General features: G+C 62.6%; 14 protein-coding genes and 1 pseudogene. 6 read left to right on the plus strand and 9 right to left on the minus strand.

Features of this window, described 5'->3' with window-relative positions; translation table 11 throughout:
• Nucleotides 1-122: 122 nt before the first annotated feature.
• On the plus strand, nucleotides 123-1,292 hold the full coding sequence (locus NMB39_RS10560; protein ID WP_494339285.1) for a p-hydroxyphenylacetate 3-hydroxylase oxygenase component: 1,170 nt from the start codon (nucleotides 123-125) through the stop codon (nucleotides 1,290-1,292).
• Nucleotides 1,293-1,349: 57 nt separating this feature from the next.
• A pseudogene (locus NMB39_RS10565) lies at nucleotides 1,350-1,823 on the plus strand (flavin reductase family protein); the annotation flags it as partial.
• 32 nt (nucleotides 1,824-1,855) lie between these two features.
• Here NMB39_RS10565 and NMB39_RS10570 read toward each other — a convergent pair.
• Nucleotides 1,856-3,178, minus strand: a complete 1,323-nt coding sequence (locus NMB39_RS10570) for an alginate export family protein (protein WP_494339284.1) — start codon at nucleotides 3,176-3,178, stop codon at nucleotides 1,856-1,858.
• A 217-nt stretch (nucleotides 3,179-3,395) separates the two neighbouring features.
• On the opposite strand from NMB39_RS10570, the gene NMB39_RS10575 reads away from it, so the two are divergent.
• The 3 genes from NMB39_RS10575 to feaR all read left to right on the plus strand — a co-directional run bounded on the left by NMB39_RS10575 (nucleotide 3,396) and on the right by feaR (nucleotide 6,480).
• Complete coding sequence (locus tag NMB39_RS10575) at nucleotides 3,396-4,895, plus strand: APC family permease (protein WP_494339283.1); 1,500 nt, start codon at nucleotides 3,396-3,398, stop codon at nucleotides 4,893-4,895.
• Nucleotides 4,858-5,424, plus strand: coding sequence for a DUF3156 family protein (locus tag NMB39_RS10580; RefSeq protein WP_274354940.1), 567 nt, complete (start codon nucleotides 4,858-4,860; stop codon nucleotides 5,422-5,424). The genes NMB39_RS10575 and NMB39_RS10580 overlap by 38 nt, the downstream gene beginning before the upstream one ends.
• 114 nt (nucleotides 5,425-5,538) lie before the next feature.
• The gene (gene feaR, locus NMB39_RS10585; protein WP_057024945.1) at nucleotides 5,539-6,480 is read left to right on the plus strand and encodes a transcriptional regulator FeaR; all 942 of its coding nucleotides are present in this window, start codon (nucleotides 5,539-5,541) and stop codon (nucleotides 6,478-6,480) included.
• 135 nt (nucleotides 6,481-6,615) lie between these two features.
• Here feaR and NMB39_RS10590 read toward each other — a convergent pair whose 3' ends face one another.
• The 5 genes from NMB39_RS10590 to NMB39_RS10610 are packed head-to-tail and all read right to left on the minus strand — an operon-like array spanning nucleotide 6,616 to nucleotide 10,686.
• On the minus strand, nucleotides 6,616-7,371 hold the full coding sequence (locus NMB39_RS10590; RefSeq protein ID WP_057024944.1) for an SDR family oxidoreductase: 756 nt from the start codon (nucleotides 7,369-7,371) through the stop codon (nucleotides 6,616-6,618).
• Entirely contained in the window at nucleotides 7,361-8,164 is an 804-nt protein-coding gene (locus tag NMB39_RS10595) for an SDR family NAD(P)-dependent oxidoreductase (protein ID WP_494339282.1), read from the minus strand. Before NMB39_RS10595 ends, NMB39_RS10590 begins: the two co-directional genes overlap by 11 nt.
• Nucleotides 8,157-8,978, minus strand: coding sequence for a molybdenum cofactor biosynthesis F family protein (locus NMB39_RS10600; protein ID WP_494339281.1), 822 nt, complete (start codon nucleotides 8,976-8,978; stop codon nucleotides 8,157-8,159). The genes NMB39_RS10595 and NMB39_RS10600 overlap by 8 nt, the downstream gene beginning before the upstream one ends.
• Nucleotides 8,979-8,990: 12 nt before the next feature.
• Nucleotides 8,991-9,356: a cupin domain-containing protein gene (locus NMB39_RS10605; protein WP_494339280.1), complete on the minus strand. Its 366-nt coding sequence runs from the start codon at nucleotides 9,354-9,356 to the stop codon at nucleotides 8,991-8,993.
• Nucleotides 9,357-9,387: 31 nt separating this feature from the next.
• Nucleotides 9,388-10,686, minus strand: a complete 1,299-nt coding sequence (locus tag NMB39_RS10610; protein WP_198721039.1) for an NAD(P)/FAD-dependent oxidoreductase — start codon at nucleotides 10,684-10,686, stop codon at nucleotides 9,388-9,390.
• 206 nt (nucleotides 10,687-10,892) lie between these two features.
• Here NMB39_RS10610 and hpaR point away from each other — a divergent pair, with 206 nt between their 5' ends.
• Nucleotides 10,893-11,315 (plus strand): homoprotocatechuate degradation operon regulator HpaR, encoded by a 423-nt coding sequence (gene hpaR, locus NMB39_RS10615; protein ID WP_043049367.1) that lies wholly within the window; start codon nucleotides 10,893-10,895, stop codon nucleotides 11,313-11,315.
• A 141-nt stretch (nucleotides 11,316-11,456) separates the two neighbouring features.
• Here the strand turns inward: hpaR and hpaI are convergent, their stop codons facing one another.
• The 3 genes from hpaI to NMB39_RS10630 are packed head-to-tail and all read right to left on the minus strand — an operon-like array spanning nucleotide 11,457 to nucleotide 14,393.
• A complete protein-coding gene (gene hpaI, locus NMB39_RS10620) occupies nucleotides 11,457-12,257 on the minus strand; it encodes a 4-hydroxy-2-oxoheptanedioate aldolase (protein WP_494339279.1) in 801 nt (266 codons plus the stop codon).
• Between the two features lie 16 nt (nucleotides 12,258-12,273).
• The gene (gene hpaH / locus NMB39_RS10625; protein ID WP_057024938.1) at nucleotides 12,274-13,077 is read right to left on the minus strand and encodes a 2-oxo-hept-4-ene-1,7-dioate hydratase; all 804 of its coding nucleotides are present in this window, start codon (nucleotides 13,075-13,077) and stop codon (nucleotides 12,274-12,276) included.
• Nucleotides 13,078-13,088: 11 nt separating this feature from the next.
• On the minus strand, nucleotides 13,089-14,393 hold the full coding sequence (locus NMB39_RS10630) for an MFS transporter (RefSeq protein ID WP_494339278.1): 1,305 nt from the start codon (nucleotides 14,391-14,393) through the stop codon (nucleotides 13,089-13,091).
• Nucleotides 14,394-14,413 lie beyond the last annotated feature (20 nt).

The following is a 14,413-nucleotide window of genomic DNA, read 5'->3' on the forward strand; positions in this document are numbered from 1 at the left end:
CAAGTTTGCCTGCCGAATGTGCATTCTCCGCCTGCGTGAGCCGTTCGATACTGGCCCTGCATCCCGCGCCGTTCCGCGATCCGGAGCGCCTGCCGGACTTCCAATAATAAGCAGGGCCGTCCATGAAAAAGCCAAACCCGCTCCTCGAAGACCTCAAGCCCATCCTGCCGGCCATCGCCGCCAATGCCAGCCGCGCCGAACAGCTGCGCCAAGTGCCGGATGAGAATATCGCCTTGCTCAAAAGCATCGGCCTGCACCGCGCCTTTCAGCCCAAGGCGTACGGCGGCCTCGAGCTGTCATTGCCCGAATTCGCCGACTGTATCGCCTTGCTTGCCGGCAGTTGTGCCAGCACCGCCTGGGCCATGAGTTTGTTGTGCACCCATAGCCATCAATTGGCGCTGTTCTCGGCTCGGTTGCAGGAGGAAATCTGGGGCGCCAACCCGGATGCCACGGCCAGCAGCAGTATTGCGCCGTTTGGTCGGGTCACCGAGGGCGAAGGCGGCGTGTACTTCAGCGGCGAGATGGGCTGGAGCAGCGGCTGCGACCATGGTGAGTGGGCGATTGTCGGCTGCCGCCGCCAGAATGCCGAAGGCACCCAGGATTACTGCTTTGCCGTGCTGCCGCGCAGTGACTATCAGATTCGCGACGACTGGTTCGCTGCCGGCATGAAAGGCAGCGGCACCAAAACCCTGGTCATCGACAACGCCTGGGTGCCCGAGCACCGTATCCAGAAGGCCAAGGACATGATGGAGGGCAAGTCCGCAGGCTTTGGCCTCTACCCGGACAGCCAGATTTTCTATGCGCCTTATCGACCGTATTTCGCCAGTGGCTTTTCCACCGTCAGCCTCGGTGTGGCCGAGCGCATGCTCGACGTGTTCCGCGAAAAAACCAAGACCCGGGTGCGCGCCTACACCGGTGCCGCTGTGGGCGCCGCCACCCCGGCGTTGATGCGCCTGGCCGAGTCCACCCATCAGGTGGCCGCCGCCCGGGCGTTCCTGGAGAAGACCTGGCAGGAACACGCTGAACACAGCGCCGCCCAGCGTTACCCGACGCGCCAGACCCTGGCGTTCTGGCGCACCAACCAGGCCTATGCCACCAAAATGTGCATCGAAGCGGTGGATCGCCTGTTTGCCGCCGCGGGTGGCAACGCCTGGTTCGAACATAACGAGATGCAGCGCCTGTTCCGCGATTCCCATATGACCGGCGCCCATGCCTACACCGACTACGACGTCTGCGCGCAGATCCTCGGCCGTGAGCTGATGGGCCTGGAGCCCGACCCGAGCATGGTGTAGTCGCGTATTCCTCCATAACCATCAGGGCGGCCAATAGACGCCACCCGGGAGCCTTGCATGTCTGATATTTTTGACCCACGTGCCTTTCGCCGCGCCCTGGGCAACTTCGCCACCGGCGTGACCGTGGTCACCGCCGCCACCGCTTCCGGGCGCAAGGTGGGCGTGACCGCCAACAGTTTCAACTCGGTGTCCCTCGACCCGCCGCTGGTGCTGTGGAGCATCGACAAACGCTCCAATAGCCATGAGGTGTTCGAGGAGGCCAGCCACTTTGCCGTGAATGTGTTGGCGGCCGACCAGGTGCACCTGTCCAACAACTTTGCGCGCCCCCGTGAAGATCGCTTCGCCCTGATCGAATACGAGCCGGGGGAGGGCGGCTCGCCGGTGTTCGCCGATTGCTCGGCGCGCTTTCACTGCGAGAAATACCAGCAGATCGATGGCGGCGACCACTGGATCATGATCGGCAAGGTGGTGGCCTTCGACGACTTTGGCCGTGCGCCGCTGCTCTATCATCAAGGCGCCTATGCCGAGGTGCGGGCGCTGCCTCCGTGCGCGCCCGAGGGGGGTCAGAACGGTACGGCCACCACCAACTGACTGTAGACATTGGTAGCGTTGCCGCCGACCTGGTTGCCGCCGGTGTCGGCATCTTTGTCGGGTTTGTACAGCCCCAGCAGCGGCGTGATGATCAGGTGTTGATTGACGGCCCATTCGGCGTACAGGTCCAGTTCGCGGCCATCCAGGTTCAACTGGCCGCGGGTGCTGACGGTGTTGTAGTCGAAGAACAGCGCGCCGAGGGTGAGGTTCTCCAGCGGCTTGACCTTGAGCGCCACGTGTTGCACCGCTGTGTTGCTGTTGTAGGGGCCGGAATAGTTGCCCGCCACTTCGCCCTGTACCCAGGTGCCATAGCCGCGGTTGAAGCCTGAGAACATGCCGTCCCAGTTTTTTGAATAACGGGCGTAGCGGTAGGTCAGGTCCGGTGACCAGGGCAGGTCGGCGAAGGTGTAGCTGGCTTCGGCGTAGCCGGCGCTCTGCTGGCTGTCGCGGCGGTCCTGGCGGGCCAGTTCGAAGGCGAAGTGGGCGTTGTCGATGCCGGCACTGCCGGCACCGCGCAGGCTGTAGAGGTTCATGCCTTTGCGCTGGCGTTGCAGGTCGGTAGCGAAACGCTCATCCACGTCGATCCCGTGTATATAGGTGAGCCCCAGGGTGCCCGGGGCGGCGCTGTATTCCAGGGTGCCCGCAGCCATTTCGGTCCTGGCTTGGGCGCGGTTGTCGGACTTGATCCACATCAGGCTGCCATGCACGCCATCCTTGCCGCCCAGGCGAATGACCGCGGTCTTGTCGAAGGCATGGCGCGCAGCGATGTAATAGGCGCCGCCGCGATTGAACTCCCCATCGCCCACGCCATTGCCGAGGTTGGGGCCGTCGTCGTTGATGATAAAACCGTCGCCCAGCATGATGATCTGGCGGCCGAACGACAGGTCTACACCGTCTTTGCCCAATGCCGGGAACAGCTCGCCGGAGCGCCAGCCGGCGAAGGCTTCGTCAAACTTGGTGGTGCGCTCGGTGCCATTGGTGACCCCGGACGCATCGCCATCCCCCCAGGTACCGGAACTCACCAGGTTAGCCGTGCCATACACGCCGCCCAGGCTACCCAGGTTTTGCTCGACGCTCAGGCCGTACTTGATAAACGCCTCGCGCCAGGTGGAGCCGCCGCGGCGGCCGTCGTAATTTTTCGGACTGTTGAACATCCCATACACAGCGAGGAAGTTTCCCGTGACCTGGGTGTCGGCATCGGCGTACAACTCGACGGCATGAGCTTGCCCGGCCAACAGCGCGACGCCTATGACGACCGCTTGGCGTAGACGGCGGTTTTTCAGTGTGTGCTCCATTGTTATTGTCCTCATCTTGGTTAAGAGTGAGGGCGCATTAGGGCGAGGGGCGTCAAGCCAAGTCTTTGCCATGCGTGCCAGGGAATTGACCCTGGCCGCCAGGTGCTACGCCGTGGCAGGCAGCTACAAAACCAGCGGCAGACAGGGGCAAGACGATCAACGCGGGTGGGGCGCAGAGTGCCGACACACTAAAAAAACCGCTTTCGAGGACCCCACCATGTCGATCAACGACCGACTCACCGCGCACCTCAACCGAGGCACGGTAGGTTTCCCCACCGCGTTGGCCAGCACCATTGGCCTGATCATGGCCAGCCCGGTGATTCTTACCGCCACCATGGGCTTCGGCATCGGCGGCAGTGCGTTTGCCCTGGCAATGCTGATCGCCGTGGTGATGATGCTGGCCCAGGCGACCACCTTCGCCGAGGCCGCGTCGATGCTGCCCACCACCGGTTCGGTGTACGACTACATCAATTGCGGCATGGGCCGGTTCTTCGCGATCACCGGCACCCTGTCGGCGTATCTGATCGTGCATGTGTTCGCCGGCACCGCCGAAACCATCCTCGCCGGGGTCATGGCGCTGGTGAACTTCGAACACCTCAATACCCTGGCAGAATCGGCCGGCGGCTCATGGCTGCTGGGTGTGGGTTTCGTGATCGTGTTCGGGGTGCTGAACGCGTTCGGGGTCAGCGCCTTTGGCCGCGCAGAGATCATCCTTACGTTCGGCATGTGGACCACCCTGATGGTGTTCGGCGTGCTGGGCTTGATCGCCGCGCCAGCGGTGCAACTGGACGGCTGGTTCGGGGAATCGCTGGTGGGCACTGATCTGGTCACCGTGTTGTCGCTGGTGGGCATGGCGATGTTCATGTTCGTCGGCTGCGAGTTCGTCACCCCGCTGGCGCCGGACCTGCGCCAATCGGCCAAGGTGATGCCACGGGCGATGATGCTCGGGCTGATGGGCGTGGCGACGTGCATGTTTATCTATGGCGCCGCGATGAAGCGCCAGGTGGAAAACGTGGTGCTCGACGCCGCCTCCGGCGTGCACCTGTTGGACACACCCATGGCTATCCCACGGTTCGCTGAACAGGTGATGGGGCAGATCGGCCCGTTGTGGCTGGGCATTGGCTTCCTGTTTGCCGGCGCTGCAACCATTAATACCCTGATGGCTGGCGTACCGCGCATCCTCTATGGCATGGCGGTGGATGGCGCGTTACCGAAGGTGTTCACCTACCTGCACCCGCGCTTCAAGACACCGCTGCTGTGCATCCTCGTAGCGATGTTGATCCCGTGCCTGCATGCGCTGTACCTGGGCGGTAACACCGACAACATCATGCACCTGGTGCTGGCGGCGGTGTGCGCGTGGAGTTTTGCCTACCTGCTGGTGACGTTGTCGGTGGTGATCCTGCGCATTCGCCGTCCGGATTTGCCCCGGGCGTACCGTTCGCCGTGGTTCCCGCTGCCGCAGGTGGTGTCGAGCATCGGCATCCTGCTGGGCATGTGGTTTATCACCCCACCCGGCATGAACCCGGCGGATATCTATGTGCCGTTCGGGGTGATGCTTGGCGTAACGGCGACCTACGCGTTGTTCTGGACCTTGGTGGTACAGAAGGTCAACCCCTTCAAGCCCGCCTGCGTCGAGGAGGTGTTGGCCAAGGAATTCAGTCATGAACCGGGACATGCCCATGAGCCTTATAGCGACTTTGCGGCAAAAACTGTTTGAACTGTTCAGCGCTGATCGCGCACCGAGCGGCTATCGACCCGGGGTGACCCTGGCGCGCTTGCGGCGTGATCTTGGCCTGGCGAAACTCGACGTGGGTGGGGCGGTATTTGAGCTGGTCGAGCGCACCGAATCGCAGTTGTTGATGCATCTGGTCATGACGGAGTTCGTGTTGCACGTACCCACGCCTACCCCAGGGGCGGGCAGCTTCGAGGTGCACCATGGCGGGGCTATTCGGCGCAACGGCATCCGCGTGCGGCAACGTTCTGGCAACCAGGCCCTGGGGCCTGAGCTGCAGGCGCGTTTGCTGGCGGACAAAGGGTTATTCGAAGCGCTGATGCCCCTGGATTTCAAGCGTCTGCGTATCGACCTCAAGGACCGGCAATGGTGCGTGCGCCTGGAGCATATGGGCGGCAGCGAAGTGGTCAACCGCATGCCGGCGTTTCGGCGTTATATCGCTGTAAGCCCGGAGCAACGCAACTATTTACTGGCGGCGTTGGCTGGCATGAAGCGGGTACTGTCGAATCTCTGATTGGCATCATTAGTGCTTCTGCAAAGGCCAAACGAGTTGTTGTTGCGCGCATATAGATAACATGTTAACTATTGCACCAGAACAACAAAAAGAACGCCACTGCGGAGACACCCCATGAGCATCCCACAGCATGCACCCGACGGGCTCGACAGCTGGAACCGCGAACTGCGCGCCGCGTGCGGCCACTTCGACACCGAACTGGCCTTCAACCGTTCGCTGTTTATCGGCGAGATTCACAACCTGCCCCGTGGCCTGGCCATCCTGCGCACCAATGCCGGGCTGATCAAGCGCCTCACGCACCATGCCGACCACGACAACGACCAGGAATGTTTCCTGGTCAGCCAGCGCAGCGGCTATGCGCAGATCACCCAGAACGACCAGACTGTGCAACTGGCCCCTGGCGAGATGCTGCTGATGGACTCGGTAGGCTCCATCGAAATCACGCCCTTCGGCTTGATCGAACACGCCTCGTTGTCCCTGTCGCGCACTGAGGTGTGCAAGCACCTGCGCGGCCAGGGGCGGGCCTTTGGCAAGATTTCATCGACCAAGGCCTGTGGGCGCATGTTGCATGTGCTGATGGATCAATTGTGCAAGGACGATACCGAAGACAACGCCACGGAAGTGGAAGCACTGCAAGCGGCCTTCGTCTCACTGTTGGGTTCGGCGCTGGAGCAGGGCGATGACTGCCACGAAGGTGTAGCCTCGTTGCAGGGCAATAACCTGCGCAGCTATGTGCAAAAAGTCATCGACGAGTCACTGGGCCAACCTGGCCTGAGCCCGATTGGCCTGGCCAACCGCCTGAATATCTCGGTGCGGCACCTGTACCGCTTGTTCGAGGAACAGGACGACAGCGTCTGCCGCTACATCCAGCGGGCGCGGCTCAAGCGCAGTGCGGACGACTTGACCAATCCGTTCCTGCGCAGTGAATCGATCACCTCGATTGCCTACAAATGGGGGTTTACCGACTCGGCGCACTTCAGCCGATCATTCAAGAAACAGTTCGAGGTGTCGCCCAAGGATTTTCGCACCAGCCGGTTGCAGGCGGTGGGGGCGTAAACAGGTCCTTCAGGCTGCAGGAGATCCAATGTGGGAGGGGGCTTGCTCCCGATAGCGCTGTTTCAGCTACACATGTGCTGGCTGACACACTGCTATCGGGAGCAAGCCCCCTCCCACATTGGACCGAGTTGAGTGTCAGATTTCGGGCAGGGTGGAGCCACCATCTACCACCAGGGTCTGCCCGGTGATATAGCCAGCCAAATCAGAAGCCAGAAACACCATCGCCCCGGCAATATCCGCCGCCGTACCCAAACGCCCCAACGGCACACGGCTGGCGATGCTGTCATTCAAGGCGGCATCACCCAGGTTACCCATCGCCGGCGTGGCGATCATGCCCGGTTCCACGCCATTGACCCGCACATTCAACGGCGCCAGTTCCAGCGCCGCATTACGGATAAACCCGTTCACCCCGGCCTTGGACGCTGCATAGTGGCTCAGCCCCGGATAACCCACCCGATTGCCGGTGACCGAAGACGTCACCAGCACGCAACCCCGGCCTTGCTCGCGAAACATCGGCAGCGCCGCCTGGGTCAGCCAGAACAGCGCCGAGAGGTTCACCGCCAAGGTGCGTTGCAGGATCTGCGGGGTGATGTCAGCGAACGCGGTCAGCGGGAAATAGCCAGCGTTGTGCACCAGAATATCCAGTTGCGCCAACTCTTGAACGCAGGCGACTACCGCCTCGGCTTGCGCCAGGTCAACGCCCACGGCCTCGACCTGATAGCCCTGCGCGCACAACCCAGCGGCCACCCTTTCAGCTTGTTCAAGCAGGCGATCGGCAATTACCACCCGCGCACCACGTTGGGCAAAGGCTTGGACGATGCCCAGGCCAATCCCTTGGGCACCGCCGGTGACCAGCACCACCTGGCCGCTGAAATCCAGGTCATTGGGCATGGGCAGGCTCCAGGCGCGTAAACGCCAGCGTCGGCACGTCGACGATGCTGGACCCACCGTCCGCCACCAAGGTCGCCCCGGTAATGATCGAAGCGTCGTCGCTGGCCAGGAAGCGGCACACCTTGGCGATCTCATCGGCACGGGCGGCGCGGCGCAGGGGTACATCGGCACACACACGCTCGTACGCTTGCTGCAAGGTGTCGCCGTAGGCGTCCATCAACGGCTGCATCTCTGCATCGGCCATCGGCGTGTGCACCCAGCCTGGGCACACCGCGTTGACGCGCACGCCGTGGGGCCCATAGTCCCGTGCCAACGAGCGATTGAGCCCGAGCAACGCATGTTTGGCCGTGGTGTAGCCGCACACTTCTGGCCCTGCTGCGAGGGAGGCGATGGAGCCGATCAGCACGATACTGCCGGCGCTTTCCCGCAACAGCGGCAGGCAGGCGCGGGCACTGTAGAACGCGCTGTCCAGGTTGCTGCGCAGCGCCGTTTCCCAGGTAGCCGGGCTGGTCTGGGTGGCGCTGCCCAGGCCATGGCCGCCAGCACAGGCCAGCAGCACATCAATGCGTCCGTAGTGCGTGTGGATCTGCCGGATAAAGCCGTCCCAGTTGTCAGGGCAGGCCGCATCGTCCACCAGGACCAGGCCGCCGGTTGCCTGCGCCACCTGCTCCAGCGGCTCACGGCGCCGGCCGATCAGCACCAGCCGTGCGCCTTCCTCGGCGTACAGCTGGGCACAGGCGGCACCGATGCCGGTGCCGGCCCCGGTGATCACCACCGTGCGCGCCTCAGTCACGGGGATATTCCGTGTGGTTGAGCACCTGGCAATAGGAGCTGATGGGGAAGTTCGACAGCGCATCGAAGGACGCCCCCGCATAGCCGAAGATCTTGCCGTCGCTGCGGTGCTGTTGCAGGTCGATCAACACCAGGCCGAGGGTGGGCACGATCTTCTCCTGCCAGACGAACAGGTACAGCTGCTCGGCGATCTTGTAGTAATGGCAGCGGTCGGTGTCGCACAAGCCTTTCTCCACACCCTCAAGGCATTGCCAGGCGTAGAACTGCGGGTTGAGGTAGATGTGCTCGTAGACCTCGCTGGGGCTGTAGCGGTAGTGATTGCGCAGGCCCACCAGTTCCTCGGTGGGGGCGTGCAGGCAATGGCCTTCCTGCCACGGCCGGTCGAGGCTGCCGTGGAGGAACTCGGCGTGCACCGAGGTCAGCGGTTTGCCGGCCAGGGCGCGGTGGTAAAGACCTTCGTGGGTCTCTGCCGGCTCCGGCATACGGCCAATCACCGCGGTAAAGGAGGCCGTTGGCGTGTCCAGCACCAGGCTGATCGACCAGCTTTGCCCGGCCTCATGCTTGATGAAGTCCACCAGGTACAGGCCCGGGCGAATCGAGCTGGCGCGGTAGGCGGCGCTGCCGCTGGAGTGGCCGTCGGCGGCGTGCCAAGCCAGGCGCTCTTGCTCGAAACGGTGTTCGATCTGCCAGCCATTGGCGAAGTGCAAAGTGAAGGTCTGCCCGGCCAGGTCGGCAAGGTTCGGCAGGATGAATGCCTCGGGTGCAAAACCGTCCGCCAGGGCGCCTACGGTGATCCAGTCAGAAGAAGTGGTCATGGCAATGCTCCCTTAAACGACGGCGAAGTAGTGTTTGACGAAACTCTCGCTGACCACATCCCATAGCACCGGCGTGCCCTTGGTCACGAACCAGCTGTCGCCAGCCTTGTAGCGGGTCGACTGGCCGGTGGACTCATCGGTGAGCACCACTTCGCCGGTGACCACGGTGGCTTGTTCGGCGAAGGGGTAGACCATGCGGAACTTGCCCTGAGTGGTGCCGAAGTAGGCGCTGCTGACCGCATCGGTGGGGACGCCGAAGGTCATCTTGCCGAAGGCGCGCACCTCGCCTTCAAGGATCTGCGAGCCGAGGTCGGCCACGGTGCCCCAGGCATCGAGTTCCGATAGCTGGATGTTGTGTTTGAGGGGAGTAAGGGACATGGCAGTGGTTCCTGATGAATGAAAAAGTGGATCAACGACGTCCGTTCCAGTAGCCGGACAGTTGGTGCCAGGATTTACCCGCCGTCAGCAGCAAGGGGCGGATCGCGTCCTTGCCGATGATGGTCGGGCGGTGGATCGAGCTGACCAGGTCATAGCGCGCCGAGCCTTCGCTCATGCCCTCGGCCAGGACCTTGCAGATGATGTGGCTGGGGGTGACGCCAAAGCCCGAATAGCCCTGCACGAAAAACGCATTGCTGCGCCCCGGCAAGGTGCCGATCTGCGGGAACAGATTGGGGCTGCAGGCCATCGGGCCACCCCAGGCCAGGTCGATCTTGACGTCCTTGAGGTAGGGGAAGATTTTCAGCATGAGCGTGCGGTTCCAGGCTTTCAGGTCGCCGGGAATGTGTTCCACCAGGGGCGTCGCGGCGCCGAACAGCAAACGGTTTTCATTGGTTACGCGGTAATAGTCGATCACCGGGCGGATGTCGCTGTAGGCGCCACGGATCGGGCTGATGCGCCGGATCAACTCTTCGGACAATGGCTCGGTCATCATCTGGAACGCGTAGGTGTTGATGGTCGAGCGGTGCAGTTCCGGTTCCAGCTTGTTGAGGAAGCTGTCACAAGCCCACAGCAACTTGCTGGCGCGCACCGAACCACGACCGGTGCGCACGGTAATGCGCTCGCCGTAGCTGACTTCCAGGGCCGGGCTGTTCTCGAAGATGCGCACGCCATGGCTGGCCAGCGCGGTGGCTTCGCCCAGCAGCAGGTTCAGCGAATGCACATGCCCACCACCCATGTGCAGCAGGGCGCTGGTGTAGGCGTTGGAACCGATGATCTGCTGCACATCCGAGCCACCGAGAAAGCGGATCTCGTGCTGGCTGTTGATCGACTTGAAGTCCTTTTCCCAAGCGCGCAGGGTTTTTTCCTGGCGGGCGTTGAAGCCCATGTAGCCGTAGCCGTGGCAGAAGTCCGCATCAATGTTGTACTTGGCGATGCGGTTCTTGATGATGTCGGCGCCCAGGTCGCTGATCTCGAACACCTGGCGCAGGCCGTCTTCGCCGACGTCCTTCTTGATCTTCTCCAGGTCATGGCCGATGCCCGCCATGATCTGCCCGCCGTTGCGGCCGGTGCCGCCAAAGCCCAGGTAGCGGGCTTCGAGCACGACGATATTGGTGATGCCTTTTTCCGCCAGTTCAAGGGCGGTATTGATTCCGGAAAAACCGCCGCCGATCACCACGACGTCCGCGTCGATGTCTTGCTCCAGGGTAGGGAAGCTGAGGTTGTATTTCTTGGTGGCGGTGTAATACGTAGGGGTTTCGATGTTGATCATGGCGCAGCCTGAAAAAGTGAAGGAAGGCGCTGAAGCGGATGCCTCCATTAGGGCCCCTGGCGGGCTGGAAGTCTTGATCCTGCGTGCCCGGGTTTTTGATTCAGCGCGCCATGGGCGAGGGCACACACAAGTTATAGCGCGCTCACTGGCGGGGAATGTTAGAGTTTCGTTAAATTATTAACTAAATACTTCGTGACCCTGATCCTATGTCCAAACCTCGACAATCCCTGACCCTGGCCTTGTTGCAAGCCCGTGAAGCGGCGATGAGTTTTTTCCGCCCCTCGTTGAATGAGCACGGCCTGACCGAACAGCAATGGCGCATCATCCGCATCCTCGAACAGCACGGTGAGCTGGAGATTTACCAACTGGCGGAACTGGCCTGCATCCTCAAGCCGAGCATGACCGGCGTGCTGGTGCGCATGGAAGCCGCCGGCATGGTGCACCGACGCAAGGCCGAACAGGACCAGCGCCGGGTGCTCATTACTTTGGCGGACAAGGGCAAGGCCAGTTTCGAGTCCATGAGCCAGTGCATGGAGGCCAACTACCAGCGCTTGCAGGATCAGTTTGGCGAGGAGAAATTCCAGACCTTGCTGGGGTTGCTGGATGACTTGAAGAACATCAAGCGCTGAATCAATCTCATGATCAAAACAGGTCAAAATGTGGGAGGGGGCTTGCTCCCGATAGCAGTGTGTCAGCCAGCCTATGTGTATCTGACACACCGCTATCGGGAGCAAGTCGAATCGTCGCACCGCCGCTCCCACATGTTGAGCTCAGTAGACTCCGCCTGTGTGTACGGCCTCTGAAGTGTCTTTGAACTTCCCAGCCAATGCCTGCAACCCGCGCATCAACACCGTGGTATCCACTCCCACCGCCACGAACGTCGCCCCCAGTTCGATATAGCGCCGCGCCAGGCGTTCATCCGCACTGAGAATCCCTGCCGCCTTGCCCGCTCGAACAATGCGCACGATGGCGTCCTCTATCGCCGCCTGCACTTCAGGATGCCCGGGGTTACCGCGATGCCCCATGGCCGCACTCAAGTCCGCCGGGCCGATGAACACACCGTCCACGCCTTCGACGGCGGCGATGGCGTCCAGATTGGCCAGGCCCTCGCGGTTTTCAATCTGCACCAGCAGGCACATCTGCGCGTCGGCCTGGTCGAGGTAGTCGGTGATGCTGTTCCAGCGCGAAGCACGGGCCAGGGCACTGCCGACGCCGCGAGTACCCTGGGGTGGGTAGCGCAGGGCGCGCACCAGTTCCCGGGCCTGGGATGGGCTTTCGACCATGGGCACCAGCAGGGTCTGGGCGCCGATGTCCAGCAGTTGCTTGATCAGCGCTGTGTCGCCGATCACCGGGCGAATCAACGCCTGGCTGGGGTAGGGCGCTATGGCCTGTAATTGCGCAAGCATGCCCGGCAGGTGGTTGGGGGCGTGTTCGCCATCGATCAGCAGCCAGTCGAAACCGGCGTTGGCGGCCAGCTCCGCGCTATAGGCATTGGCGAGGCCGAGCCACAGGCCGATCTGCGCCTCGCCCTGGTGAAGGCGTTGTTTGAAGCGGTTGACAGGCATGTCCATGACAGTGCTCCAGTATTCAGACGAAGCGACAGGCGATCGAGCCGAGCAGATCGTAGTCGACGTGGAAAGTATCCCCAGGGCGGGCCGCCACCGGGCGGGTAAACGAACCGCCTAGAATCACTTGGCCGGGCAGCAGGGTGACGTCATGCGCCGCCAGCTTGTTGGCCAGCCACGCCACGCCCTTGGCCGGGTGGTTGAGCACTGCCGCCGAGACGCCGGATTCTTCGATCACGCCATTGCGGTACAGCACCGCCGGCACTTTGCGCAGGTCGATCTCGGTGGGGCGCACAGCCCGGCCACCGAGTACCACGCCGGCATTGGCGGCGTTGTCGGAGATGGTGTCGAACACCTTGCGGGTGGCGTTGGTCTGTGGGTCGATCTGTTGGATGCGAGCGTCGATGATTTCCAGCGCCGGGATCACCCATTCGGTGGCATCAAGCACATCGAACACTGTGCAGTTCGGACCCTTGAGCGGCTTGCCGAGGATGAACGCCAGTTCCACTTCCACACGCGGCACGATGAAGCGCTCGAAGGGAATATCACTGCCTTCATCGAAAAACATGTCATCGAGCAGGGCGCCGTAGTCGGGCTCGGTGATGTTTGAAGAGACCTGCATGGCCCGTGAAGTGAGGCCGATCTTGTGGCCCTTGAGCGTGCGTCCATCGTTGATTTTTTGTGCCACCCAGGCGCGTTGGATGGCGTAGGCATCCTCGATGGTGATGCCGGGGTAGTCGAGGGAAAACTGGCGCACCTGTTCGCGGCTGCGTTCGGCGCGGTCCAGGTGCGCGGCGGCCGCGAGGATTTGCTGGGAGTCGAGCATGGCAACGGTCTCTAGTGGGGGTTGACGATGGCGGCGTGGGTGCGCAGCACCAGCAGGCCACCGAGGGCGATAAACAGGGCGAGTACGTACAGGGCCAGGCTGGCGCTCTGGGTGGCGTCGCGCATCCAGCCAATCAGGTAGGGCGCCAGGAACGCGGCAATGCTGCCGAACGAGCTGATCATGGCGATGCCCGCCGCCTGGGTGGTATTGGAGAGAAACGCCGGCGGCAGTTGCCAGAACATCGGCAGCGCCGCGCTGGCGCCCATGCCGGCAACCACCAGCCCGCTCATCACCAGCAGCGCGTTGCCAGGCGCCAGGCCCGCCACGGCGATGCCGGCCGCGGCCATCAGCAGCGGCACGCACAGGTGCCAGCGGCGTTCGCGGTGACGGTCGGAGGAGCGCCCGCAGCCGATCATGAAGAAGCAGCCGGCCAGGTAGGGCACGGCGCTGAGCAAGCCGACCTGACTGTCGCGGCCGATGCCGGCGCCGTGGATCAGGGTCGGCATCCAGAACGCCAGGGTGTTGACCGCCAGCATCACCGCAAAGTACACGGCCACCAGCAGCCACACTTGCGGGTCCCGCAGGATGCCGCTGAACGAGGTGATGGTCTTGCGTTGTTCCTCGTTGCTCAACTGGGTGCGCAGTTGCTGTTTTTGCTCGGTGCTCAACCAGCCTACCGACTCGAAACTGTCCGGCAAGCACTTGAGCACCACCAGCCCCAGCAGCACCACGGGCGCACCTTCGATCAGGAACATCCACTGCCAGCCGCGCAGGCTGCCGACGTCGTGGAAGTTCTCCAGGATCGCCCCGGAAATCGGCCCGCCCAACACCCCGGCCATGGGCACGGCGATGGCAAACAAGGCGGTGACCTGGGCACGCCGACGCGCCGGGTACCAGCGGTTGAGAAACACCAGGATGCCAGGGAAAAAACCGGCCTCGGCCACCCCCAGTAAAAAGCGCAGCAGATAGAAACCGCGGGCGCTCTCCACCCACAGCATGCCGGTGGAGAGCAGGCCCCACACCACCATCAGGCAGGCGATCCAGCGCCGTGGCCCGACGCGGTCCAGGGCCATGTTGCTGGGCACGCCGAACAGCGCGTAGGCGATAAAAAACAGCCCGGCGCCGAAGCCGTACACCGTGTCGCTGAACTGCAGGTCGTGGCTCATCTGCATCTTGGCGAAGCCGATGTTGATGCGGTCCAGATGGGCGAACAGGTAACACACCAGCAACAAGGGCATCAGGCGCCAGGTCACCAAACGATGGGTGCGGTCGTGCTCGGCAAGCCGCAGGCTTGCGGTGGAGTGGGCTGTGCTCATGATGTTGTACTTTTTGTTGT

Source organism: Pseudomonas sp. FBCC-B545 (assembly GCF_059134095.1).

Coding starts and splice junctions, on each gene's coding strand:
- NMB39_RS10610 (WP_198721039.1), bottom strand. CDS start 10,686: ATGATCAACATCGAAACCCCTACGTATTACACCGCCACCAAGAAATAC.
- NMB39_RS10560 (WP_494339285.1), top strand. CDS start 123: ATGAAAAAGCCAAACCCGCTCCTCGAAGACCTCAAGCCCATCCTGCCG.
- NMB39_RS10570 (WP_494339284.1), bottom strand. CDS start 3,178: ATGGAGCACACACTGAAAAACCGCCGTCTACGCCAAGCGGTCGTCATA.
- NMB39_RS10580 (WP_274354940.1), top strand. CDS start 4,858: ATGAGCCTTATAGCGACTTTGCGGCAAAAACTGTTTGAACTGTTCAGC.
- hpaI (WP_494339279.1), bottom strand. CDS start 12,257: ATGGACATGCCTGTCAACCGCTTCAAACAACGCCTTCACCAGGGCGAG.
- NMB39_RS10600 (WP_494339281.1), bottom strand. CDS start 8,978: ATGACCACTTCTTCTGACTGGATCACCGTAGGCGCCCTGGCGGACGGT.
- NMB39_RS10575 (WP_494339283.1), top strand. CDS start 3,396: ATGTCGATCAACGACCGACTCACCGCGCACCTCAACCGAGGCACGGTA.
- feaR (WP_057024945.1), top strand. CDS start 5,539: ATGAGCATCCCACAGCATGCACCCGACGGGCTCGACAGCTGGAACCGC.
- NMB39_RS10590 (WP_057024944.1), bottom strand. CDS start 7,371: ATGCCCAATGACCTGGATTTCAGCGGCCAGGTGGTGCTGGTCACCGGC.
- NMB39_RS10605 (WP_494339280.1), bottom strand. CDS start 9,356: ATGTCCCTTACTCCCCTCAAACACAACATCCAGCTATCGGAACTCGAT.
- hpaH (WP_057024938.1), bottom strand. CDS start 13,077: ATGCTCGACTCCCAGCAAATCCTCGCGGCCGCCGCGCACCTGGACCGC.
- NMB39_RS10630 (WP_494339278.1), bottom strand. CDS start 14,393: ATGAGCACAGCCCACTCCACCGCAAGCCTGCGGCTTGCCGAGCACGAC.
- hpaR (WP_043049367.1), top strand. CDS start 10,893: ATGTCCAAACCTCGACAATCCCTGACCCTGGCCTTGTTGCAAGCCCGT.